This window comes from Micrococcus sp. KRD077 (assembly GCF_017168505.1).
GTDB classification, from domain to species: Bacteria; Actinomycetota; Actinomycetes; order Actinomycetales; family Micrococcaceae; genus Micrococcus; species Micrococcus luteus.
Genome location: NZ_JABFAZ010000009.1, coordinates 111460 through 133845, shown reverse-complemented (window position 1 = coordinate 133845; position 22386 = coordinate 111460). Strand labels below are relative to the sequence as shown.

Annotated in this window: 20 protein-coding genes; 15 read left to right on the top strand and 5 right to left on the bottom strand. The window is 74.7% G+C overall.

Annotated features, from left to right (window positions below; genetic code table 11):
• Positions 1-30: 30 nt before the first annotated feature.
• Genes J1M39_RS03070 through J1M39_RS03060 form a run of 3 tightly spaced genes read left to right on the top strand, consistent with a single transcriptional unit; the run spans position 31 to position 4664 of the window.
• On the top strand, positions 31-2760 hold the full coding sequence (locus J1M39_RS03070; RefSeq protein ID WP_036382814.1) for a bifunctional acetate--CoA ligase family protein/GNAT family N-acetyltransferase: 2730 nt from the start codon (positions 31-33) through the stop codon (positions 2758-2760).
• A 57-nt stretch (positions 2761-2817) separates the two neighbouring features.
• The gene (locus tag J1M39_RS03065) at positions 2818-3486 is read left to right on the top strand and encodes a DUF5998 family protein (RefSeq protein WP_036382843.1); all 669 of its coding nucleotides are present in this window, start codon (positions 2818-2820) and stop codon (positions 3484-3486) included.
• Positions 3483-4664 carry an alkaline phosphatase family protein gene (locus tag J1M39_RS03060; RefSeq protein ID WP_043279609.1) on the top strand — a complete coding sequence of 394 codons (1182 nt, stop codon included), beginning with the start codon at positions 3483-3485 and terminating at the stop codon, positions 4662-4664. Before J1M39_RS03065 ends, J1M39_RS03060 begins: the two co-directional genes overlap by 4 nt.
• 30 nt (positions 4665-4694) lie before the next feature.
• On the opposite strand, the gene sepH is transcribed toward J1M39_RS03060, so the two are convergent.
• Positions 4695-6110 carry a septation protein SepH gene (gene sepH / locus J1M39_RS03055; RefSeq protein WP_206496450.1) on the bottom strand — a complete coding sequence of 472 codons (1416 nt, stop codon included), beginning with the start codon at positions 6108-6110 and terminating at the stop codon, positions 4695-4697.
• Positions 6111-6401: 291 nt separating this feature from the next.
• Between sepH and J1M39_RS03050 the strand changes: the two genes are divergently transcribed.
• A complete protein-coding gene (locus J1M39_RS03050; protein ID WP_002858157.1) occupies positions 6402-6701 on the top strand; it encodes a DUF4193 domain-containing protein in 300 nt (99 codons plus the stop codon).
• 19 nt (positions 6702-6720) lie between these two features.
• Here J1M39_RS03050 and J1M39_RS03045 read toward each other — a convergent pair whose 3' ends face one another.
• Positions 6721-7263: a DUF3093 domain-containing protein gene (locus tag J1M39_RS03045; RefSeq protein WP_206496449.1), complete on the bottom strand. Its 543-nt coding sequence runs from the start codon at positions 7261-7263 to the stop codon at positions 6721-6723.
• A 117-nt stretch (positions 7264-7380) separates the two neighbouring features.
• On the opposite strand from J1M39_RS03045, the gene dut reads away from it, so the two are divergent.
• Genes dut through J1M39_RS03025 form a run of 4 tightly spaced genes read left to right on the top strand, consistent with a single transcriptional unit; the run spans position 7381 to position 9678 of the window.
• A complete protein-coding gene (gene dut, locus J1M39_RS03040) occupies positions 7381-7863 on the top strand; it encodes a dUTP diphosphatase (RefSeq protein WP_020625076.1) in 483 nt (160 codons plus the stop codon).
• Complete coding sequence (locus tag J1M39_RS03035) at positions 7860-8636, top strand: DUF3710 domain-containing protein (RefSeq protein ID WP_061867240.1); 777 nt, start codon at positions 7860-7862, stop codon at positions 8634-8636. The genes dut and J1M39_RS03035 overlap by 4 nt, the downstream gene beginning before the upstream one ends.
• Complete coding sequence (locus J1M39_RS03030) at positions 8633-8950, top strand: OB-fold nucleic acid binding domain-containing protein (RefSeq protein WP_206496448.1); 318 nt, start codon at positions 8633-8635, stop codon at positions 8948-8950. Before J1M39_RS03035 ends, J1M39_RS03030 begins: the two co-directional genes overlap by 4 nt.
• Before the next feature lie 23 nt (positions 8951-8973).
• On the top strand, positions 8974-9678 hold the full coding sequence (locus J1M39_RS03025) for a DUF3159 domain-containing protein (RefSeq protein WP_020625079.1): 705 nt from the start codon (positions 8974-8976) through the stop codon (positions 9676-9678).
• On the opposite strand, the gene J1M39_RS03020 is transcribed toward J1M39_RS03025, so the two are convergent.
• Together J1M39_RS03020 and J1M39_RS03015 are read right to left on the bottom strand one after the other, a co-directional pair.
• Complete coding sequence (locus J1M39_RS03020) at positions 9630-10343, bottom strand: potassium channel family protein (RefSeq protein WP_020625080.1); 714 nt, start codon at positions 10341-10343, stop codon at positions 9630-9632. The genes J1M39_RS03025 and J1M39_RS03020 overlap by 49 nt on opposite strands.
• Positions 10340-11041 (bottom strand): potassium channel family protein, encoded by a 702-nt coding sequence (locus J1M39_RS03015; protein WP_036314130.1) that lies wholly within the window; start codon positions 11039-11041, stop codon positions 10340-10342. Before J1M39_RS03015 ends, J1M39_RS03020 begins: the two co-directional genes overlap by 4 nt.
• A 134-nt stretch (positions 11042-11175) precedes the next feature.
• Here J1M39_RS03015 and J1M39_RS03010 point away from each other — a divergent pair, with 134 nt between their 5' ends.
• From J1M39_RS03010 to J1M39_RS02980, 7 genes are all read left to right on the top strand, one after another.
• Complete coding sequence (locus tag J1M39_RS03010; protein ID WP_206496447.1) at positions 11176-13128, top strand: APC family permease; 1953 nt, start codon at positions 11176-11178, stop codon at positions 13126-13128.
• Positions 13129-13286: 158 nt separating this feature from the next.
• The gene (locus J1M39_RS03005) at positions 13287-14759 is read left to right on the top strand and encodes a class I SAM-dependent RNA methyltransferase (RefSeq protein ID WP_206496446.1); all 1473 of its coding nucleotides are present in this window, start codon (positions 13287-13289) and stop codon (positions 14757-14759) included.
• Positions 14760-14960: 201 nt separating this feature from the next.
• Positions 14961-17780: an aconitate hydratase AcnA gene (gene acnA, locus J1M39_RS03000; RefSeq protein WP_206496445.1), complete on the top strand. Its 2820-nt coding sequence runs from the start codon at positions 14961-14963 to the stop codon at positions 17778-17780.
• Positions 17781-17933: 153 nt separating this feature from the next.
• Positions 17934-19949: a 1-deoxy-D-xylulose-5-phosphate synthase gene (dxs, locus tag J1M39_RS02995; RefSeq protein ID WP_241253805.1), complete on the top strand. Its 2016-nt coding sequence runs from the start codon at positions 17934-17936 to the stop codon at positions 19947-19949.
• The gene (locus J1M39_RS02990) at positions 19946-20464 is read left to right on the top strand and encodes a hypothetical protein (protein ID WP_041103646.1); all 519 of its coding nucleotides are present in this window, start codon (positions 19946-19948) and stop codon (positions 20462-20464) included. The genes dxs and J1M39_RS02990 overlap by 4 nt, the downstream gene beginning before the upstream one ends.
• Positions 20465-20467: 3 nt before the next feature.
• Positions 20468-21442, top strand: a complete 975-nt coding sequence (locus J1M39_RS02985) for an aldo/keto reductase (RefSeq protein WP_145930914.1) — start codon at positions 20468-20470, stop codon at positions 21440-21442.
• A complete protein-coding gene (locus J1M39_RS02980) occupies positions 21442-21771 on the top strand; it encodes a PLD nuclease N-terminal domain-containing protein (protein ID WP_020627854.1) in 330 nt (109 codons plus the stop codon). Before J1M39_RS02985 ends, J1M39_RS02980 begins: the two co-directional genes overlap by 1 nt.
• A 7-nt stretch (positions 21772-21778) precedes the next feature.
• On the opposite strand, the gene J1M39_RS02975 is transcribed toward J1M39_RS02980, so the two are convergent.
• A complete protein-coding gene (locus J1M39_RS02975; RefSeq protein ID WP_078025486.1) occupies positions 21779-22291 on the bottom strand; it encodes a Rieske (2Fe-2S) protein in 513 nt (170 codons plus the stop codon).
• Positions 22292-22386 lie beyond the last annotated feature (95 nt).

Sequence of the window (22386 nt, the reverse complement as noted above, 5' to 3'; positions counted from 1 at the left end):
ACGGCGTCGGGGATTGTCTACAGTGATCCTATGGGTGAGACCGAAGCCGTCCGCGGATATCCCTCCCACTGGGAGGCCGATGTGGTGCTCCGTGACGGTGCGACGGCCCACCTGCGGCCCATCTCGCCCGAGGACGCCGCCGAGCTGCAGCGCATGCACGCCGGGCAGTCCGAGAACTCCATCTACCTGCGCTACTTCACGTACAAGTCCGAGCTGAGCGCCAAGGACCTGGACCGGTTCACCCACGTGGACCACCGGGACCGGGTGGCGTTCGTGATCACCCGCGGCGGCCGACTGCTCGGCGTGGGCCGCTACGACCGCTACGGGGACTCCGACGCCGCGGAGGTCGCCTTCAACATCTCCGACGCCGCGCAGGGCCGCGGACTGGGCTCCATCCTCATGGAGCACCTCGCCGTGGCCGCCCGCGAGAACGGCATCCGCCGCTTCACCGCCGAGGTCCTGCCCGAGAACCGCAAGATGCTCTCGGTGTTCCAGGAGTCCGGCTTCGAGGTGACTCGCCGCTTCGAGGACGGCGTCGTGGCCGTCGAGTTCCCCATCGACCCCACCGCCCGGTGGCGCGCCGTCGTCGAGTCCCGCGAGCACCGCGCCGAGTCCCGCAGCGTCGCCGAGCTGGTCGAGCCCGCGTCCGTGGCCGTCGTCGGCGCCTCCCGCGATCCGCAGGCCGTCGGCTCGCTCGTGCTGCGCCACGTCCTCGAGGCGGGCTTCACGGGAGCCGTCCACGCCGTGAACCGCGCCGCCGAGGACGTCCAGGGCCTCACCGCCCACCGCTCCCTGGCCGACATCGGCGAGCCGGTCGACCTCGTCGTCGTCGCTGTGCCCGCCGACGAGGTCGAGGCCCTCATCCCCGAGGCCGCCGCGGCCGGGGCCCAGGGCCTCGTGGTCCTCACCTCGGGCTACGCCGACGCCGGCGCCGAGGGGCTCGAGGCCCAGCGCCGCCTGGTCTCCCTCGCCCGCGCCCACGGCATGCGCGTGATCGGCCCGGCCTCGGCCGGCCTGGTCCGCACCGACCCCGCGATCCGCCTCAACGCCTCCCCGTCCCCGGGCCTGGCCCAGCGCGGCCCCGTCGGGCTGTTCAGCCAGTCCGGCGCCGTCGGCGCCATGGTCTCCGCCGGCGTCAAGCGCCGCGGGGTGGGGATCTCCACCTCGATCAGCGCCGGCAACCGTGCGGACGTCTCGGGCAACGACGCCATGCAGTTCTTCGAGGCGGACCCCCACACCGCCGCCGTCGGTGTGTACCTCGAGTCGTTCGGCAACCCACGCAAGTTCTCCCGCATCGCCCGGCGGCTCTCCCGCACCAAGCCCGTCGTGGTGGTCCGCTCCGACGTCACCGGGCGCTTCCTGCCCCCGGGCCACGAGACCCGCACCACCCAGGCCCCCGAGGGCACCGTGGACTCGATGCTCGACCAGACCGGCGTGCTCGAGGCCCACACGCACGAGGCCATGCTCGACATCCTCATGGCCGTGGCCAGCCAGCCGCTGCCCACGGGCCACCGCGTCGTCCTCGTGGCCGACTCCCTCGCCCTGGACCGGCTGGGCCGCGACGCCGCGGCCGAGGCCGGGCTGGAGGTCACGGCCACCGTCGGCCTCGTCGGCAGCGAGCAGGGCATCGCCCCGCCCGCCGAGACGCTGGTCTCCGCCGTCCGGGACGCCGTCCGCCACGAGCAGGCCGACGCCGTCGTGGTGCTGGCCCGCCTCGGCCTGCACCAGGCGGACGACGAGCCGGAGCGACTGGCCCACGCCCTCGCCGACGCGACCCGGGACGCCCGCATCCCCGTGCTCGGCTGCCTGACCGACGTCGTCTCCCCGCGCTACCGCGGGGCCACGCTCGGCGCCGCCGGTCCCGTCGACGACGACGCCGAGCCCGGCTCCCTGCAGCCCGGTCTGCCCTTCTACCCGTCGCCGCAGCAGGCCATGACCGTGCTCGGCGCGCTCGCGGACTACGTCCACTGGCGCCGCCAGGAGGTCGGCGAGCCGCTCGAGCCGACCGGCCTGCACCCGCACGAGGCCGAGGAGCTCGTGGAGGCGGCCGCCGCGCGTGCCGAGGGCACCGAACTCGTCCGGCTCTCCGACGAGGAGACCGAGACGCTGCTGGGCCACTACGGGATCACCGTGCTGCCCTCGGCCCGGTTCGAGACCGCCGACGAGGCCGTGGCGGCCGCCGAGCGGCTCGGCTTCCCCGTGGCGCTCAAGGCCGTGGACCCCCACCTGCGGCACCGACTCGACCTGGGCGGCGTCCGCCTGAACGTGGTGGACGCCGACTCCCTGCGCCGCAACGTCGAGCACATGCGCCGTCTGCTCGCGCCGTTCGGCGTGCGCGAGCTCGAGGTCCAGGCCATGGCCCCCGCCGGCCAGGCCTGCATGCTCACGGCGCTCGAGGACCCGCTGCTGGGCCCCGTGGTCTCCTTCGGCATCGCCGGCGACGCCACGGACCTGCTGGGGGACTGGGTGCACCGCGTGCCCCCGCTCACGGACCGGGACGTGGCCCGCATGGTCCGCGCCCCCCGCGCCGCCGTGAAGCTGCGCGGCACCGGCGGGGTGCCCTCCGTCAACCTCGCCGCGCTGGAGGACCTCGTGGGCCGCGTCAGCGTCCTCAAGGACGACCTGCCGCAGGTCGCCCGCCTGCGCTTCGCGCCCGTGCTGGCCGCCCCCGAGGGCGTGACGGTGCTGCAGGCCGAGGTGCACGTCGCCAACGCGGCCCGCCGCACCGACTCGGCCCGGCGCGCGCTGCGCGGCCGCTGACCGGGCCGTCCACAGCGGGCCCGGACGGCCCGGCACCGGACCCGTAGCATGGGGGACATGAGCCCGTTCCGCAGGAGTCACGAGCCCGGCCGTCCCGACCACCGCCCCGACGCCCCCGAGGCCGAGGGCCGGCAGCGCGAGGCCCGCACCCTGGACGGCAGCGGCGGCCTCGACGCCTCGCTCGTCCGCGCCGGCTTCTACCCGGACCTCGTGGCGCACGCCATCGCCGTCGAGCTCGAAGGCCGCACCCCGGACGCGCACCTCGTCCACGTGGACACGCACTTCGACTACGAGGAGATCCACCGGCACATCACGGCCCTCGTGCTCGCCGGGGACACCCTGCTGGCCGTCCACCTCGACGACCACGCCGCCGACCCGGCCGGCCAGGCGGTCCTCGCCCAGGTCTCCACCGAGATGGTCCCGGTCCGCGCCCTCGGCTCCGTGGTCCTGACCACCGGCCACGCCGACCCCGCCCGCTTCCGGCCGTCCGACCCCGTGGCCGAGATGACCCTCGGGCTGATGTGGGCCGGAGGCCAGCGACTGGACCTGCAGCCCGCCGGCTGCGCCGACCCCCAGTGCGACCTCGACCACGGCTACACCGGCACCGCCACCCGCGAGGACCTCGTGATCCGCGTCGCCGCCGACGCCGACGGGCAGGGGGCCGTCGACGGCGCCCTGGCCTTCGCCCGGGCCCTGCGCCGCGCCCACCTGGCGGCCACCACGTGACGGGGCCCGCCCTCCCCGCGGGCGTGGTCCCCGCCGACCGTGCCCTGCGCTCCGTCCTGACCTCCGCCGCGGCCGCCCTCGGTGTCCCGGGCTGTGAGAACGCGCTCGCGGTCCCGGCGGGCCGCCGCGTGGTCGTCGCCCTGGTGGACGGCCTCGGACGGTCCCTGCTGAAGCGCTTCGGCGGCCACGCCCCCACGCTGCGCTCGGCGATGGCCGACGGCGGCCGCGTCCTCGAGGTGGCCGTGCCCACCACGACGGCCGCCTCCCTCACGAGCCTGGGCACCGGGCTGGACGTCGGGGAGCACGGCGTGGCCGGCTACGACGTGCTCGACCCGGACCGGGACGTGGTGATCAATCAGCTGGGCGGCTGGGACGAGGCCACCGACCCGGTGGGGTGGCAGCCGAAGCCCACCGTGTTCGAGCGCGCCGCCGCGGCCGGCGTGGACGCCGTCACGGTCTCGCTGCCCGCCTTCGAGCGTTCGGCCCTGACACGGGCGGGGCTGCGTGGCGGCCGGTTCGTGGCCGGTCGCACCCTGATCGCCCGCGCCCAGGCCGCCGAACGCGTGATGAAGGACGCGCGCGTGCCCACGCTCGTCTACTTCTACGTCAACGAGCTGGACAAGGCCGGCCACCGGGACGGCGTGGGCTCGGAACGGTGGCTGCACGCCCTCGAGGAGATCGACGCGGCGGTGCGGCGCCTGGTGGACCGCGTGCCCGCCGGGACGGTGGTGCTCGCCACCGGCGACCACGGCATGGTCGACGTGCCGCCGTCGCGCCGCGTGGACTACGCCGCCCTGGACGAGGCCGGGGAGCTCGCCGACCCCGCGCTGCTCGAGGGGATCGCGCACACCGCGGGGGAGCCCCGCCTCGTGCAGCTGCACTTCCGGTCCGACGCGGGTCCGGACGTGCGCGCGAGGGTGCGGCGCACCTGGGCCGAGCGCTACGGGGCGCACGCGTGGGTGCTCACGCGGGACGAGGCCGTCGACGCCGGCTGGTTCGGCGCCGTCGTCGAGGACCGGGTCCGTGCCCGCATCGGGGATCTGCTCGTCGCCGTGCACGGGGATCTGGCCCTCTACGACGGCCGGCGGGTGCCCCCGCACGCCTTCGAGATGGTGGGCCAGCACGGCGCGCCCACGCGCGCCGAGCGGGAGGTCCCGCTGCTCACCTGGCACCGCTGAGCCCGCCCCGCGGCCGGGGCCGGGCCGGGGTCAGTCGCCCTTGCGGCCGAAGACGATCTCGTCCCAGCTGGGCACGGACGCGCGGCGAGCGGCCGAGCGGGCCCGGGGGCGCGGCGTGACGGTCGGCATGGCAGGGCGCGCGGCACGCTCGCGAGGCGCGGGCTCCGCCCCCTCGTCCTCGACACCCGCGTCCGCGACGTCTGCGGCAGTGTCCTCGGCGCGGTCGGTCTCGGCGGCCGGTTCCGGCGCGTCGACGACCGGGGCGTCGTCGGCGGTCGTCAGGGCCCCCTCGGCGTCGACCGGGGCGAGCCGCTCGGGCGCCTGGGCGGCCTCGCGCCGACTCCGGTCCTGGTGCTCGCGAGCGATCAGGTGGGCGAGCGCGTCGTCCGACTCCAGGTCCGCGCCCACACGCTGACCCCGGCGCACCCGCAGGATCTCCAGCAGATCGGCGTCGCGGTCGGCGGCCGGGGAGTGCGCACCCGCGGGGGTCACGGCGTCCTCGGCGTCCACGTCGTCCGTCACCGGTTCGGCCGCGGGGGCGCGGGGGACCAGGTCCCAGGCCTCCGCCTCGGACAGGGCGCGGGCCCAGGCGTTCTCGGGTTCGAGGTGGCGTCCGGCCGGGCGGAACGTCCAGAGCGCCGGCGGCTCCTCGCGGGTGGGCAGACTCCTCGCACCGGCCACGGCGAACCGGGCGGCCACGGTCCAGCCGGCCTGGTCCTCGCGCCACGCGTCCCACTCGAGGCTCGCCTCGTCCACGCCCAGCTCGGCGAGCCGGTGCGCGGCGAGCTCGCCGAGCGTGGTGGGGCCGCCGTCCTGGACGAGGTCCGAGTAGAGGTCGGGCCCGCCGACCCAGACCTCGACGGCGCGGGCCTGCCGGGCGATCCAGTCGCGCTCGGCCAAGACGGGGTGACCGTAGGTGCGGATGCGCGAGAACGCGTTCCCGCTCTCCCGGGCCACCTGCTCCACGGAGGCGCCCGCACGGATGCGCTGCTGGATCTCCCGGGGGGTGAGGGGCACGGCCTCCTGGGTCGCGGCGGCCTTGACGGACTCCTGGTCGGTCAGCGGCGCCGGGGTCGGTCCGTCCGCGGTCGAGTCGTCGGCCACGGGCCGCGGGTCGATCCGCGGGGTGAGCGCGAGGTCCTCGTCCGGCCGGGCCGGGCCGGAGGGCGCCTCGGGAGCCCGCTCGCCCTCCGCCGCGGCATCGTCGGCGTGCGTCGCCGCGTCCACCGGCTCCTCGTCGTCCGCCCCGGGGACGTCCATCTCCGTCATGTCGTGCCAGGCCGCGGGGCCGTCCTCGGCCGGTCGCCCGTCCTCGGGCGCGGCGCCCTCGATGACCAGCCGGCGCAGATAGGGGGAGAGGGCGAGCGTGTGCTCCTCACCCTCGGGCCCCGACAGGCGCAGCGCGTCGCCGTCCTCGGTGGGTCCGGTCAGTCGCAGCTCTGCCATGGCGGTGGTCCCTCCCACATCGTGTTCTGGTCACCGGGCATGCGGACGCCCGGCCGGGCATGCCCCGATCCTAGCCGCCGTGCCGCAGACCACGGCCCGGGCGAGGGACGAGCGCCCGCGCGAATCCGCCCTGGGCGAGCGTGCCCGACAACATTTGGCACGGGTTCGGGCATGGTGCACAATCTACGCGCAACGGCGCAGGCCGGTGACGCGTGGTCCGCCCACGACGCCGCCCGCGCAGTGCCGGCACCGGTCCCGGTGCCGTCCCCCACCAGCGGAGCGTGAAACCCCATGGCCACTGACTACGACGCCCCTCGCAAGAACGAGGAAGAGCTGAGCCAGAACTCCATCGAGGAGCTGAAGGCACGGCGCACGGACACCCAGTCCGCCGTCGTGGACGAGGACGAGGCGGAGGCCGCCGAGGGGTTCGAGCTGCCCGGCGCCGACCTCTCGGGTGAAGAGCTGATGGTGCGGGTGTTGCCCGCCCAGTCGGATGAGTTCACCTGCGCCTCCTGCTTCCTGGTCCGCCATCGCTCGCAGGCCGCGCGTGAGAAGAACGGCCTGATCTACTGCACCGACTGCGAGGGCTGAGCCCCCGCCGCCGGGGCGGTCAGCGGCCCTCGGCCGTCCCCTCCTGCCGGGCCATGGTCCCGCCGAGGGCCGCGACCAGCTCCTCCGGACGCCGGGTGCTGGTCAGCCAGTAGGGTGTGCGGTCGCGCTCGTCGGTCAGCTGGATCCGCACGACGGGCGCGATCCAGCCGCGCACGTTCACGAAGGCCAGCCCGTGCAGCAGCGGGCCGCGCTGGGCCCGGGCGTCCTCGCCGCGATACCCCGTGACCTGACCGACGTGGTGCCGTTCGATGCTGGCGCGGCCCACCTGGAGGGTGCGTTCGCGCACCACGATGCGCGGGGTGGTGGCCACCAGGATCAGGACCTCGACGGCGAAGAACGCGACGGCGGCCGCGATGCCCACCCCGAGGTCGATCGGCGCGAACACGAGGATCGTCAGCGCCGCCAGCATGAGCGCCACGGCCCAGACCCCCGGGGAGGGCGTCAACCGCTCCTCGAACAGGACCGGATCGGGTCCCGCCGCGGCGCCCTCGGGGGCGTGGCGGGAGGCATCGGCGACGGGGTGCTGCTGGGGATCACGCATGGGTCCCAGCTTCCCACATCCGGACTCCGGTCCCGCCGCGCGGCACCGGCGAGGGCGCCCGCCCGGCCGCCTCGACGCGGCCCCGGGCCGACGGGTGCTCGTGTAGGGTCGGGCCTCGTGACCGACTCCGCCGAGCTGCCCGTGCCCCTGCACGCCCTCGATCCGGGCCTGGCCCCGCCCGCCTACGCGCAGCCGGGCGACGCGGGCGCGGACCTGCGCACCGCCGTCGACGTGACCCTGGCCCCGGGTGAGCGTGCCCTCGTGCCGACCGGCGTGGCGCTGGCCATCCCGGAGGGCCACGCGGGGTTCGTGCACCCCCGCTCGGGCCTCGCGGTCCGTCACGGCCTGAGCGTCGTCAACGCCCCCGGCACCATCGACGCCGGCTACCGTGGCGAGATCAAGGTGCCCCTGATCAACCTGGACCCGACGGAGCCGATCGTGCTGCGCCGCGGCGACCGGATCGCCCAGCTCGTGCTGCAGCCGGTCGTGCGGGCCCGCTTCGAGCCCGTGGACGCGCTGCCCGATTCCGAGCGCGGGGCCGGCGGCTTCGGCTCGACCGGCGGCTTCACCGCCGACAACACCCCTGGGAGGACGTCGTGATCTTCGGACGCAACCGCACCGTGCGCCACGAGCAGGTCAGCCTGCCGGCCGAGCTGCTGGAGGAGCGCGACCTCGAGATCGCCGCCGCGCCGGAGGCAGCCGACGTCGGTCCGCACGACGTCGCCACCCGCCCGGATCCCGCCGGCATGATCGACCTGGGGTCGCTGCGCCTGCGGGCGGTCCAGGGCATGAAGCTGCGCCTCGACGTCGAGGACGCGACGAAGCGGATCGTCGCCGCCACCGTCAGCCTCGGCCGCTCGGCGCTGCAGGTCCAGGCGTTCAGCGCCCCGCGCCGCACGGGCCTGTGGGACGACCTGCGCGCCGAGCTGCACGACTCCCTGTCGACCACCGCCCACGCGACCGTGCAGGAGCAGACCGGCCGCTTCGGCATCGAGATCCTCACGCGCGTGCCGGCGGCGCTGCCGGACGGCTCGCCGGGGTGGAACGTCGCCCGGTTCGTGGGCGTGGACGGTCCGCGCTGGTTCGTCCGCGGCGTGTTCCACGGCGAGGCCGCCTTCCAGCCGGAGGCCGCCGAGCCGCTGGAACAGGTGTTCTCCGACCTGGTCGTGGTGCGGGGCGACGAGCCGCTCCCGCCGCGCGAGCTGCTGCCCCTGCGTCCGCCTCCCAACGCGCGCCCGCTGCAGCGTCGCCGCCCGGCCCCGGACGAGGGCCGGGACGTGCTCGCGGACACCGCCGCCGGCCCGGGGGACGGCGCGGCACCGGAGGCCACCGCGCTGCCCGAGCGCGGTCCGGAGATCACGGAGATCCGGTGAGCCCCGCCGTCGCGCCCCGCCCGGTCGGGGCCGCGGGCCGCATCGAGCGCCGCGGCGTCATCGCCTCCGTCACACTGCCCGGCGCGGACGAGGCGACCGTCTTCCGCGCGTCCTTGGCCGACCGCCTGCCCGCGCCCGGGAGCATGGCGCCCGCGGAGACGCTGCAGCTGGTCTGGCACGGGCGGCGCCGCGTGCCCGGTGTCATGCCGGGGGAGTGGCTGACGGTCCGCGGCCGCGTCACCCAGATGGACGGCGTGCCCACCCTGCACAACCCCGAGTTCGACCTGGTCGACGCGCCCGAGGCCACGCGCTGAGCACGGCCCCGAGAGGAGAGCCCATGACCGAGCCGCGTGGCCCCGTCACCGCCGCCCCGGACGGGGCCGGCCCCCTGCCGTCTCGAGCCCGCCTGGACGAGCGCGGCCGCCTCGACGCGCTGGGCAGCGTCGGTGGCTGGCGCGGCATCGTCGAGGCCTCCCTGCCCACCCTCGTCTACATGGTCGGCTACGTCGCCACCCAGCAGGTGTGGCCCTCCGGCGTGGCGGCCGTCGCGGTCGCACTCGTGCTGGGCGTCGCGCGCCTCGTCCAGCGCCAGTCGCCGGTCCAGGTGCTGGCCGGCCTCGCCGTCGTCGTCCTGTCCGTCGTGGTCTCCCTGACCACCGGCCAGGCCCGCGACTACTACCTGTGGGGCTTCGTCACCAACGCCGCCTACGGCCTCGCGTTCGCGGTGTCCGTCCTCGTGGGCTGGCCCGCGGCGGGCCTGGTGCTCGGCCTCGTGCGCGCCGAGGGCACCCGCTGGCGGGCCCACCGGCGTCGGCGCCGCGCCTACGCCGCGGCCACCTGGATCCTCGTGGCCGTGTTCGCGCTGCGCCTGGCGGTGCAGGTGCCCCTCTACCTCGGGGACGCCGTCACCGCGCTCGGGGTGGCCCGCCTGGTGATGGGCCTGCCGCTCTATGCCCTGGGGCTCTGGCTCGCCTGGTCCGTCAGCTCGCCCGGTCAGGACGACGGCGTGCCGGCGGACTCCGCCGCCTCCGAGCGTCCCTGAGCGCGGCCCTCGCCGACGAGGAGGCGACGCAGGGCCGGCTCGGCGGAGCCGGCGGCCAGGAAGAAGAGCTCGTCGCCCACCTCCAGGACCTCGTCCGCCGACGCCTGCCGGGGGGCGCCGTCGCGCACGACCGCCACGAGCGGAGCCTCCTGCGGCCAGGACACGGTGCCGATGCGCCGGCCCTCGAGCCAGTGCTTTGCCGGGACCCGGAACTCGGACAGCGCCGCGCCGCCGGCCTCCAGCCTGAGCAGGCGCACGAGGTCCCCGGTCTCCACGGCCTCCTCCACGAGCGCCGTCATGATCGAGGGGGTGGACACGGCCACGTCCACGCCCCACGACTCGTCGAAGAGCCAGTCGTTGAGCGGGTTGTTGACGCGAGCCACGGTGCGGCCGACGCCGAACTCCGAGCGGCTCAGCAGGGAGCACACGAGGTTGACCCGGTCGTCGCCGGTCGCCGCGACGAGCACGTCCGCCTCCAGGGCGCCGCACTGCTCGAGCACGGTCAGGTCGCACGCATCCCCGAGGACGAGGCGTGCGCCGCCGACGTCGGCCTTGCGGGCCGCGTCCGTGCGCGCCTCGACGACGACCACCTCGTGGCCGTGCGCGTGCAGCTCCCGCGCGATGGAGGCGCCCACGGCGCCCGCTCCGGCGATGACGGCCCTCATGCCCGTCCCTCCTCGTCCTCGTCAGTGCCGTCCGGCACGCGTGCCTCGCCCTGCAGGGCGGCCTCCACCCGGTCCCGGCGGCCCACCGGGTAGACGGCGTGCAGCACGTCGCCCTCCTGCAGGCGGTCGCCCGGCCGGGGCAGCTGGCCGTCGCCGAGCCGGGTGAGGTAGGCGATGCGCATCCCCACCGTGGACTCGACGTCGGTCAGCCGGCGGCCCCACCACGAGGAGTGGGGGACCAGCTCGGTCACGAGCAGTCGGCCGGAGGCGTCGCGGTGCTCCGCGTCGGCGGTGCCGGCCGGCAGCAGCCGGTGCAGCACCTGGTCGGCCGTCCACTGGATGGAGGCCACCGTGGGGATGCCGAGGCGCTGGTACAGCCGGGCCCGGTCGGCGTCGTAGATGCGCGCCACCACGTGGTCCACGTGGAAGGTCTCGCGGGCCACGCGGGCGGCGATGATGTTCGTGTTGTCGTCCGCGGTCACGGCCGCCAGGCCCTGCGCGCGGTCGATGCCGGCGGCGAGCAGCGCGGAGCGGTCGAAGCCCACGCCGGCCACGAGCTCGCCGGAGAAGCCGGGGGCCAGCCCCTCGACGGTCCGCGGGTCGCGGTCCACGAGGGCGACGCCGTGACCGGCCGCGTCCAGCGCGGCAGCCAGCCGGGTGCCCACCCGTCCGCCGCCGACGATCACGTAGTGGGCCATGCCCGTCCCTGCCTCTCGTGCGGTGCTCCGTGCGCCGGGGAGCCGACGCGGGCTCCATCCTCGCATCCGGCGGGCACGTCCGGGAGCATCCGCGTCGCCGCGGTGCCCGGGCCCGGCGGGGGTACCGTGGTGCGGTGGCCACGCTGTCCTCCCTCCTGCGCCGCGGCCTCCTCGGTCGCCCCGTGACGTCGCACGCCGCCGACGAGCCCCGCATGAACCGGTGGCGGGCGCTGCCCGTGACGTCGTCGAACGCCCTGTCCTCCCTCGCCTACGCCCCCGACGAGGTCATCCTCACCCTGGTCGCCGCCGGCACGTCCGCGCTCGCGCTCGGACCCGCCGTCGGCTGGGCCGTCGTCGCGGTGATGCTGCTCATCGTCGCGTCCTTCCACGCCGCGGTCGCCGCCGTTCCGCACGGCGGCATCTACCACATGGCCGGCACGAAGCTGGGCCCGAGGGCCGGTGTCGTCGCCTCGGCCGCGCTCCTGCTGGACTTCGTGTTCACCGCCGCGGTCTCCGTGGCCGCCTTCGCCCACTTCGTGGCGGCGCTGGCCCCCGGACTCACCGTCGGCAGCCGCGTGCTGGTGGCCTCGGCCGCGCTCGCGGGCGTGCTGCTGGCCGCGCTCCGCGGGGTGCGGCTGTCCCGGTGGGTGCTGCCCGTGCTCGTGAGCGTGTTCGTCGCCCTGACCGCGCTGCTCGTCCTGGCGGGTCTGTGGCAGGAGGGCCGTGGGCTGCTCGGTGCGGCGCCGACGGCCGGGTGGACGCAGGAGGGCGCCGGGGTCGGCGGGACCGTCGGCACCGTGGCGACGGCGCTGCTCGCCCTGCGCGCGTTCAGCGCGGGATCGGTGCTGCTCACCGGCGTCGAGGTGCCGGTCTCGAGCACCCGCCTGATGGCCCGGCCGGCCGTGCCCACGGTGCGGTGGGTGCTCACCGTGATGGCCCTCACCCTCGGCGCGCTGACCGTGGGCGTCATGCATCTGGCCCAGCGCACCGGCGTCGTCGTCGGGCTGGAGCTGGAGAACCTCCGGGACGCCGCGGGCGGGGAGGTCACGCCCGACCGCGCCCCCGCCCCCGTGCTCGCCCAGCTCGCGGACACCGTGTACGGCCCGGGCAGCGTCCTGTCCGTCGCCACCATCGCGGCCACCGCCCTGCTCCTGCTGTTCGCTGCCAAGTCGGCGTTCCGCTCGTTCCCCGCCCTGGCCGCGCGCGTGGCCGAGGACGGCTACCTGCCCCGGCAGCTGAGGGTCCGCAGCGACCGGCTCGTGCACACGTGGAGTGTCCTCGGGATGGGGGCCGCTGCCCTCTCGCTCGTGCTGATCTTCGAGGCCCGGACCGCCCTGCTCGTGCAGCTCTACGTCATCGGCGTGCTGCTGGCCTTCACGCTCGCGCAGGCCGGCATGCTGCGGCTGTGGCGCCGCCGGCTCGTGCACACACCGGGCTCCCGGGCCCGCGCGGCCGTCCGGCTGCGCCTGATCATCACGGCGGTGGCCTGGGTGGTCACGGCGCTGGCGGGGGTCGTCGTCCTGGTCACCCGCTTCACGCAGGGGGCGTGGGTGGCGCTGCTGGCGATCGTGCTCGGCTCGCTGGTGATGGGGCGGATCCGCCGCCACTACGCGGACGTGGACCGCGAGCTCGCACCGGACCCCCAGGACGACGCGCGGGCCCTGCCCTCGCGGGTCCACGTGGTGGTCGTCGTGACCACGCTGGACCGGCCGGCGCTGCGGGCGCTGGCCTACGCCCGCGCGTCGCGGCCGTCCTCCCTCGAGGCCGTCGTCGTGGACGCCGAGCGCGCCGCCACCCTGGAGGTGATCGACGCCTGGGAGCGTGCCGGCCTGCCGATGTCGCTCACCGTGATCGCCTCGCCCTACCGCGACACGGTGGCCCCCCTGGTGCGGCATGTGCGCGAGCACCGACGCCGCTCCCCGCGGGACCTGACCATGGTGTTCATCCCGGAGTACGTGGTCCGGCCGGGCTGGCGCACGCTCCTGCACAACCGGACCGCCACCCGTCAGACGCGGCGGCTGCAGCGGGAGCCGGGCGTGATGGTGGGCTCGGTGCCGTGGCAGGTTCACGAGGGCCAGGGCTCCTGACCGCCCCGGCGCCCCGGCGAACGGCGGATGACGCCGTCCGACGGCGCGCCCACGATCGAGGCGACACAGCCGCATCGGTCTGCAAGGATGGTGATGATCTGACCAGTCGATGCTCAGGGCAAGACCTGAAGCGCGCTGCGATGCGAGAGGAGCCAGACATGGCAGTCGTCGACACGTCCACAGACGTCACCGGGATCGGGAGGACCATCGAGGTGGAGGTCGGGGCCATGGCCCACGGCGGCCACTGCGTGGCCCGGCACGAGGGGCGGGTCGTCTTCGTGCGCCACGCCGTGCCCGGCGAGAAGGTCCGGGTGGCCCTGACCGAGGCCGAGGACGGGGCCCGCTTCTGGCGCGGCGACGTCGTGGAGGTGCTGCGGCCCTCTGAGTTCCGGCGCATCCACCAGTGGAAGCTCGCAGACATGCTGCGCGCCCACGCCTCGGGCCGCCCGCCCGTGGGCGGCGCCGAGTTCGGCCACATCGTGGTCCCGCACCAGCGCCGGCTCAAGGCCCAGGTCTTCCGGGACACGGTGCACCGCATCGCCGACCTCGCGGTGGAGCCGGAGGTGTGCTTCGCCGGCTCCGAAGATGAGCCCACCGGCCAGCGCTGGCGCACCCGCAACGCGTTCGCGGTGACCCCCCAGGGGCACATCGCGATGCACGCCTACCGTTCGGCGACCCTCCTGCCCGTGCGCAACATGCCGCTCGGCGTGCCGGCCCTCGATGCGCTCGCCCTGTGGGACTGGGACTTCACCGGAGCCGCCCGCGTGGACGTCGCGACGCCGGCCTCCGGCTCCCGCCCCCTCGTGCTGGTGACGCCCACCCCGCAGACGCGGGCAGACGAGGTCAAGCTCGGCCGGCTGCGCACCCGGATCCGCCAGGCGGCCAACGCGTGCGACGTGGACGTCTCCACCGGCCTGGCCCTGCCCGGCCCGAAGCGGTTCCAGCCGGTCAAGGTCGAGCGCATCACCGGCAAGACCTGGGTCGAGGAGACCGTGGAGTCCGAGCGCGGCGGCACCAAGCGCTTCCGCGTCACGGGCGACGGCTTCTGGCAGGTCCACCAGCACGCCCCGGCCACCCTCGTGGACGCGGTGCTCGAGGACGCGCGCGTCGAGCCGGGCCAGGTCGTGGCCGACCTCTATGGCGGCGCCGGCCTGTTCAGCGCCTACCTGGCGGACGCCGTGGGCCCCGAGGGCCGCGTGTACTCGGTGGAGGCCTCCCGCCAGGCCTCGAAGGACGCCCGCCGCAACCTGCACGACCAGCCGCAGGCCTCAGTGCTCAACGGCCCCACGGACAAGGTGCTCGGCAGCTGGCTGAAGTACCCCGAGCGCCCCGTGGCCGACGGCGGCCTCGGCGGTGCCGCGCTGGACACCGTCGTCCTGGACCCGCCGCGGGCCGGCGCGGGGCGGCGGGCGATCGAGCGCATCCTCGCGCTCGAGCCGGGCCGCATCGTGTACGTCTCGTGCGACCCCGCCTCGTTCGCCCGCGACCTGGCGTGGCTGCGCGACGGCGGCTACGAGGTGGAGCGCGCCCGCGTGTTCGACCTCTACCCGGACACGCACCACCTCGAGTCGGTCACCGTGCTGGTGCCGGCCGCCCAGAGCGCCCCGGCCGCGGCCGTCGTCGAGATCTGACCCGGCATCCGCGTGGCGGCCTGCGGGCCGCCGCGCGCCATGCCCGCGTCACACGGGACCGGCGCGGTACCCTGGGACGCAGTGCGGCACCTGTGACGCAGACGACGCCCGTCCCGGACGGGGCGCGGTCCGCGGCCGCGGGTGACCACCCCCCACTGGACGAGCGCCCGGAGGAAACCGGGCGGGAAGAGGAGTCCTCTCGTGACCACCGTCGACAGCTTCGGCTCCAAGGGCGTCCTGGACGTCAAGGGCGCCGAGTATGAGATTTTCCGTCTGAACAAGGTCGAGGGGGCGCAGAAGCTGCCCTACTCCCTGAAGGTGCTGCTGGAGAACCTGCTGCGCACCGAGGACGGCGCCAACGTGACCGCCGACCAGATCAAGGCCCTGGCCGCCTGGGACCCGAACGCCCAGCCGGACACCGAGATCCAGTTCACGCCGGCGCGCGTGATCATGCAGGACTTCACCGGCGTGCCCTGCGTCGTGGACCTGGCCACCATGCGTGAGGCCATCCAGGACCTGGGCGGCGACCCGGAGCGCGTGAACCCGCTCTCCCCGGCCGAGCTCGTGATCGACCACTCCGTGCAGATCGACTCCTTCGGCAACGACGCCGCCATCGAGCGGAACATGGAGATCGAGTACGAGCGCAACGGCGAGCGCTACAAGTTCCTGCGCTGGGGCCAGACCGCCTTCGACGACTTCAAGGTCGTCCCCCCGGGCATGGGCATCGTCCACCAGGTCAACATCGAGAACCTGGCCCGCACCGTGATGACCCGCGAGGTCGACGGCGTGCTGCGCGCCTACCCGGACTCCTGCGTCGGCACCGACTCGCACACCACCATGGTCAACGGCCTGGGCGTGCTCGGCTGGGGCGTCGGCGGCATCGAGGCCGAGGCCGCGATGCTCGGCCAGCCCGTGTCCATGCTGATCCCGCGCGTCGTGGGCTTCAAGCTGACCGGCAGCATCCCCTCCGGCGCGACCGCGACCGACGTCGTGCTGACCATCACCGAGATGCTCCGTCAGCACGGCGTGGTCGGCAAGTTCGTCGAGTTCTACGGCGAGGGCGTCGGCTCCGTGCCGCTGGCCAACCGCGCCACCATCGGCAACATGTCGCCCGAGTTCGGCTCGACCGCCGCCATGTTCCCGATCGACGAGGTCACGCTCGACTACCTGCGTCTGACCGGCCGCTCCGAGGAGCAGGTCGCCCTCGTGGAGGCCTACACCAAGGAGCAGGGGATGTGGCACGACCCCTCCGCCGAGGTCGCCTACTCCGAGTACCTCGAGCTGGACCTGTCCACCGTGGTGCCCTCCATCTCCGGTCCGAAGCGTCCCCAGGACCGCATCGAGCTGACCGACTCCAAGGCCCAGTTCCGCAAGGACCTGCACGACTACGCACAGGGCGGGGAGCTGCTGGGCACGGTGGACGAGGCATCCAAGGAGAGCTTCCCGGCCTCCGACGCCCCGAACCTCAGCCCGAACGACGCCGACGCCGCCGCGGACGCCCCCCGTGAGACCGCCGCCGTGGCCGTCAAGGGCCGCCCGTCCAAGCTGGTGGACGTGGCCATGGAGGACGGCCGTCAGTTCCAGCTGGACCACGGCGCCGTGTCGATCGCCTCGATCACCTCGTGCACCAACACGTCCAACCCGTCCGTGATGATGGCGGCCGGCGTGCTGGCCCGCAACGCGGTCGCCAAGGGCCTGAAGTCCAAGCCGTGGGTGAAGACCTCCGTGGCCCCGGGCTCCCGTGTGGTGACCGACTACTACGAGAAGTCCGGGCTGCGCGAGTCCCTCAACGACCTCGGCTTCAACGTGGTCGGCTACGGCTGCACCACCTGCATCGGCAACTCCGGCCCGCTGGAGTCCGAGATCTCCGAGGCCATCCAGGAGAACGACCTGTCCGTGACCGCGGTGCTCTCCGGCAACCGCAACTTCGAGGGCCGCATCAACCCGGACGTGAAGATGAACTACCTGGCCTCCCCGCCGCTGGTGGTCGCCTACGCCCTGGCCGGCACCATGGACTTCGACTTCGAGAGCGAGGCCCTGGGCCAGGACACGGAGGGCAACGACGTCTTCCTCAAGGACATCTGGCCGGACCCGACCGAGGTCCAGCAGATCATCGACGCGTCGATCGACACCGAGATGTTCACCTCGCAGTACGCCACGATCTTCGACGGCGACGAGCGCTGGCAGTCCCTGGAGACCCCCTCGGGCTCCACCTTCGAGTGGGACGAGAAGTCCACCTACGTGCGCAAGCCCCCGTACTTCGAGGGCATGACCATGCAGCCGGACCCGGTGTCGGACATCTCCGGCGCCCGCGTCCTGCTCAAGCTGGGTGACTCCGTGACCACGGACCACATCTCCCCGGCCGGCTCCTTCAAGTCGGACACCCCGGCGGGCCGCTACCTGCTGGAGAACGGCGTGCAGCGCAAGGACTTCAACTCCTACGGCTCCCGTCGTGGCAACCACGAGGTGATGATCCGCGGCACGTTCGCGAACATCCGCATCAAGAACCAGCTGCTCGACGGCGTGGAGGGCGGCTTCACCCGCGACTTCACCCAGGAGGGCGCCCCGCAGGCCTACGTGTACGACGCGGCGCAGAACTACGCCGAGCAGGGCACGCCGCTGGTGGTCCTGGGCGGCAAGGAGTACGGCTCCGGCTCCTCCCGTGACTGGGCGGCCAAGGGCACGGCGCTCCTGGGCGTCAAGGCCGTGATCACCGAGTCCTTCGAGCGCATCCACCGCTCGAACCTCATCGGCATGGGCGTGCTGCCGCTGCAGTTCCCCGAGGGTGAGAACGCCGACTCGCTGGGCCTGACCGGCACCGAGACCTTCGACATCTCCGGCATCACCGCCCTCAACGAGGGCACCACGCCGAAGACCGTGAAGGTCACGGCCACCGGTGAGGACGGCAAGGTCACCGAGTTCGACGCGGTCGTCCGCATCGACACCCCCGGTGAGGCCGAGTACTACCGCAACGGCGGCATCCTGCAGTACGTGCTCCGTCAGATCGCCTCGAAGGCCTGATCCACGGGACACAGCCCGCGCGCGGGCATCACGACGGCGACCCGCCGCCCTCCGCACGGAGGGCGGCGGGCCGCCGTCGTCGTGGGCGCCGGGGCCGACGCCGCCGCCTGCGTCCCGCCCGGGTGCGGACCCGCGGAGTAGGCTGGTCGGACCATGGAACATCTGCCCCTCACGAGCCCCGGCGCCCCGCTGCTGCCGCAGATCGCCCGCCCGGCGGACCTGTCGGCCCTCACGGAGGACCAGTTGACCGCGCTGGCGGCGGAGATCCGCGCCTACCTGATCGCCCACGTCTCCAAGACGGGCGGCCACCTCGGACCGAACCTGGGCGTCGTCGAGCTGACGCTGGCCGTGCACCGCGTGTTCGAGTCGCCGAAGGACGCGGTCATCTTCGACACGGGCCACCAGTCGTACGTGCACAAGCTGCTCACCGGACGCCAGGACTTCACGACGCTCCGCCAGGAGGGGGGCCTGTCCGGCTACGGCGACCGCACCGAGTCCGAGCACGACGTGGTGGAGTCCTCGCATGCCTCCAGCTCGCTCTCCTGGGCGGACGGCATCGCGCGGGCCTGGGCGCAGACCGGGCAGGGGGACCGCACCGTGGTGGCCGTGATCGGCGACGGCGCGCTCACGGGGGGCATGGCCTGGGAGGCGGTCAACAACATCGCCGCCGGCCGGGATCGGCGCGTGGTGATCGTGGTCAACGACAACGGCCGCTCGTACGCGCCCACGGTGGGCGGCGTCGCCGAGCACCTGGGCGGACTGCGCCGCGGGGTGCTGGACAAGGTGCGCACCCACCACCGCTACGAGCAGACCCTCGACTACCTCAAGCGCCGCCTCCAGGAGGCCGGCCTCGCGGGTGAGCTGGTGTACCGGCCGCTGCACGCGGCGAAGAAGGGCCTCAAGGACCTCTGGGCGCCGCAGGGCCTGTTCGAGGACCTGGGCATGAAGTACATCGGTCCGGTGGACGGTCACGACCTCACCGCCATGGAGGAGGCCCTCGAGGACGCGCGGGCGTACGGCGGGCCCGTGATCGTCCACGCGATGACCGAGAAGGGGCACGGCTACGCGCCGGCGGTCGCGCACGAGGCGGACCAGTTCCACGCGATCGGCGTGATCGACCCCTCCACGGGCGAGCCCATCACCTCGTCGACGGCCCAGTCCTGGACCTCCGTGTTCGGCGAGGAGATGGTCGCGATCGCGGACGAGCGGCCGGACGTCGTGGCCATCACCGCCGCCATGCAGAACCCCGTGGGCCTGGCCCCGATGGCGCTGGCCCATCCGGACCGGGTGTTCGACGTCGGCATCGCCGAGCAGCACGCGGTCACCTCGGCCGCCGGCATGGCCTTCGGTGGTCTGCACCCCGTGGTGGCCGTCTACGCGACCTTCCTCAACCGCGCGTACGACCAGGTGCTCATGGACGTGGGCCTGCACCGTGCAGGCGTGACGTTCGTGCTGGACCGCGCGGGCGTCACCGGGCCGGACGGCCCGAGCCACCACGGCATGTGGGACCTGGCCCTGCTGCAGTCGGTGCCGGGGCTGCGGATCTCCGCGCCCCGCGACGCGGACACGCTCCGGGAGGAGCTGCGCGAGGCCGTCGCCGTCGAGGACGCGCCCACCGTGGTGCGGTTCGCGAAGGGCTCGGTCGGGGAGTCGGTGCGCGCCCTGGAGCGGTTGTCGGACGGCACGGACGTGCTCGCCCGGCGGGGCGAGGCCGGCGGACGCGACGGCGCCGAGCGGGACGTGCTGATCGTGGCGGTGGGCGCGATGGCCGAGCTCGGCCTCGACGTCGCCGAACGGCTCGAGCGGCACGGCATCAGCGCCACGGTGATCGACCCGCGGTGGGTCCTGCCCGTGGCCCGGTCCGTGATCGACACGGCCGCCCGCCACCGGATCGTCGTGTGCCTCGAGGACGGGGTGCGGGCCGGCGGCGTCGGCTCGCGGATCCGGCAGGAGATGCGCGCGGCCGGCGTGGACACCGCCCTGAACGAGGTCGGCCTGCCGGTCGAGTTCCTCGCCCACGGCAGCCGCGAGCAGGTGCTGGCCCGCGTGGGCCTCACCGCGCAGCGCATCACCCAGGACACCGTCGCCCAGGTCCTCGGCGCCAAGGTCCCGTACGCCCGGCCCGTCCCCGAGGACGCGGCCGCCCCCCACCACCAGGAGCAGGCATGAGCATCGTCCGGCTGTACCGTGAGAGCGTCGGCGACGACGGCGCCCGCCTCTTTGAGTACCGCGAGGCATGGGCCGACGCGGAGGCCGGGGAGTTCGTGGTCCACCACGGCCGGGTCGGCCAGCCCGGCACCGTCGGGGAGCAGCCCCTGGCCGACCAGGCCGAGGGTGATCAGCTGCTGGCCGCGTTCGTGGCGCAGGGCGCGGAGGAGGGCTTCGCCGAGGCGGACCCCGCGACCTTCGCCGTGCTGCCGGTGGCCTACCGGCTCCGCGGCCGGGAGGCCACGGCGATCGAGCGGCGCACCGTCGAGCGGCTGCGCGTCGAGATGACCCACCAGCTGGCCTGGCGCGGTCTCGGCGAGGTCGAGGACGTCGTCGAGGAGGTCGGTGCCCTCGTGCTGCGCGTCCGGACCCCCCACGCCCGCAAGGCCGCCGCCGAGATCCCGGCGGCCGCCAAGCGCGCCGACGGCGTGCAGCCGAACAAGGTGGACGTCCGCACCGCAGAGCAGGAGGGCTGACCCGTGCGCCACACCCGTCTCGGCCGCTCCGGGCTGACCGTCTCCGTCGTCGGCCTGGGGTGCAACAACCTCGGCCGCCCCGGCACCGCCACGCTGGAGCAGGCCGGCACCGACGACGTCGTCCACGCCGCGCTCGACGCCGGCATCACCTTCTTCGACGTCGCCGACGTCTACGGCGCCGAGCCCGGCCTGTCCGAGGAGCGGCTCGGCCGCGCCCTGGGCGCCCGCCGCGACGAGGTGGTGATCGGCACCAAGTTCGGCATGGACATGGGCGGTGTCGCCGGCGACGACGGCGGCGCGCGGGGCTCCCGCCGGTACATCGTGCGCGCCGTCGAGGACTCCCTGCGCCGCCTCGGCACCGACTGGATCGACCTCTACCAGTTCCACACCCCGGACCCGGCCACGCCCATCGAGGAGACCCTCCGCGCGCTCGACGACCTCGTGCGCGCCGGCAAGGTCCGCTACGTGGGCCACTCGAACCGGGCCGGGTGGCAGATCGCCCAGGCCGAGTACGTGGCCCGCGAGCTGGGCGTGGAGCGCTTCGTGTCCGCGCAGAACCACTACAACCTGCTGGACCGCCGGGCCGAGCTCGAGGTGGTCCCGGCGGCGGCCGAGTTCGGGCTCGGCGTCCTGCCGTACTTCCCGCTGGCCAACGGGCTGCTCACGGGCAAGTACTCGCAGGGCGACGCCCCCGAGGGCTCGCGCCTGTCCCACGTGCGCCAGCACATGGTGGCCGACGCCGACCTGGAGCAGCTGGCCGGCTTCGGCCGGTTCGCCCGGGAGCGGGGGATCACCGAGGTCCAGGCCGCGATCGGGTGGCTGGCGGCGCAGGGACCGGTGTCCTCCGTGATCGCCGGCGCCACCCGTGCCGCGCAGGTCGTGGAGAACGCGGCGGCGGCCGACTGGCTCGCCACCGCGGAGGACCTGGCCGAGCTGGACGCCCTATTCCCGGGCCCGGAGAAGGTCGCGCTCTTCTGATGGCCGGCGCGCTGACCGGCGCGGCCGCCGCGACCCCGCTCGTGCCGACGCCGGGGGAGGCCGCCCTGGGCTGGACCGTGTCCGTCGTGGCCGGTGCGCTGTGGGTGGCCGGCTTCGTCTCGCTGGGCCGCAGCCCCCTGGACGCCCGGGCGCGCCTGCCGTGGGTCGGCCTCATGCTGCTGCTGCCGGTGCTGGGGGCGCTCATCTGGTTCTGGTGGCGGCACCGCTACTACCCGGCGCGGCGGCGCGAGCAGCCGGCGTGGGACCCCAACGACCGCTCCGCCGTCGTGGTGCCCCCGCGCCGGCGCTACGGCGCGCCGGAGGAATGAGCCGGGCTCAGAGCTTGACGACGATGCGGTCGTCGACGACGGCCGCGTCGTAGTCCATGAGGGCCTGGCGGGCCGGGCCGCCGAACGGCTTGCCCGAGGTGACGTCGAAGTGCGAGCCGTGGCAGGGGCACGCGTAGGCCGGGCCCTCCTGCCGGTCCACGACCTGGAGCAGGCAGCCCTGGTGCGTGCACACGTTGGTGAAGGCGGTCACCGTGGTCTCGTCCACGCGGTGCATCATCAGGGTCCGGCCCTGCACCTGGACCTCGCGGGACGCGCCCACGGGCAGCTCGGCGGCGGGCAGCGCGTCGACGGCGTCGGAGCCGGTGTAGTGGTCCTGCGCGGTGTCCTTCTCGCGCAGCTGGTCCGTGCAGCCGGTCAGCGCGAGTGCGCCGGCGCCCGCGGCGGCGACGGCGGCGCCGCGGCCCAGGACGGTGCGGCGCGAGGTGTCCGGGCGGGCGTGGCCGCCGCAGCAGGCGGACCGGGAGGAGTTCGGGGTGAGGGGGGAGTCCTGCGTGGTCATCGACCCATTATCGCCCGCGGCGAGGGCGGATGCGACCGGGCCCCACGGGTGCGAGGATCGAGGGGACGGACCCCCGAGCCCCAGGAGCACCGCCG

Excerpts from the sequence above, each read along its gene's own strand:
- J1M39_RS03015 (WP_036314130.1), bottom strand. The coding sequence starts at position 11,041 with ATGGCCCACTACGTGATCGTCGGCGGCGGACGGGTGGGCACCCGGCTG.
- J1M39_RS03065 (WP_036382843.1), top strand. The coding sequence starts at position 2,818 with ATGAGCCCGTTCCGCAGGAGTCACGAGCCCGGCCGTCCCGACCACCGC.
- J1M39_RS03025 (WP_020625079.1), top strand. The coding sequence starts at position 8,974 with ATGACCGAGCCGCGTGGCCCCGTCACCGCCGCCCCGGACGGGGCCGGC.
- sepH (WP_206496450.1), bottom strand. The coding sequence starts at position 6,110 with ATGGCAGAGCTGCGACTGACCGGACCCACCGAGGACGGCGACGCGCTG.
- J1M39_RS03005 (WP_206496446.1), top strand. The coding sequence starts at position 13,287 with ATGGCAGTCGTCGACACGTCCACAGACGTCACCGGGATCGGGAGGACC.
- J1M39_RS02980 (WP_020627854.1), top strand. The coding sequence starts at position 21,442 with ATGGCCGGCGCGCTGACCGGCGCGGCCGCCGCGACCCCGCTCGTGCCG.
- J1M39_RS02975 (WP_078025486.1), bottom strand. The coding sequence starts at position 22,291 with ATGACCACGCAGGACTCCCCCCTCACCCCGAACTCCTCCCGGTCCGCC.
- J1M39_RS03070 (WP_036382814.1), top strand. The coding sequence starts at position 31 with ATGGGTGAGACCGAAGCCGTCCGCGGATATCCCTCCCACTGGGAGGCC.
- J1M39_RS03045 (WP_206496449.1), bottom strand. The coding sequence starts at position 7,263 with ATGCGTGATCCCCAGCAGCACCCCGTCGCCGATGCCTCCCGCCACGCC.
- J1M39_RS03050 (WP_002858157.1), top strand. The coding sequence starts at position 6,402 with ATGGCCACTGACTACGACGCCCCTCGCAAGAACGAGGAAGAGCTGAGC.
- J1M39_RS03020 (WP_020625080.1), bottom strand. The coding sequence starts at position 10,343 with ATGAGGGCCGTCATCGCCGGAGCGGGCGCCGTGGGCGCCTCCATCGCG.
- J1M39_RS02990 (WP_041103646.1), top strand. The coding sequence starts at position 19,946 with ATGAGCATCGTCCGGCTGTACCGTGAGAGCGTCGGCGACGACGGCGCC.
- dxs (WP_241253805.1), top strand. The coding sequence starts at position 17,934 with ATGGAACATCTGCCCCTCACGAGCCCCGGCGCCCCGCTGCTGCCGCAG.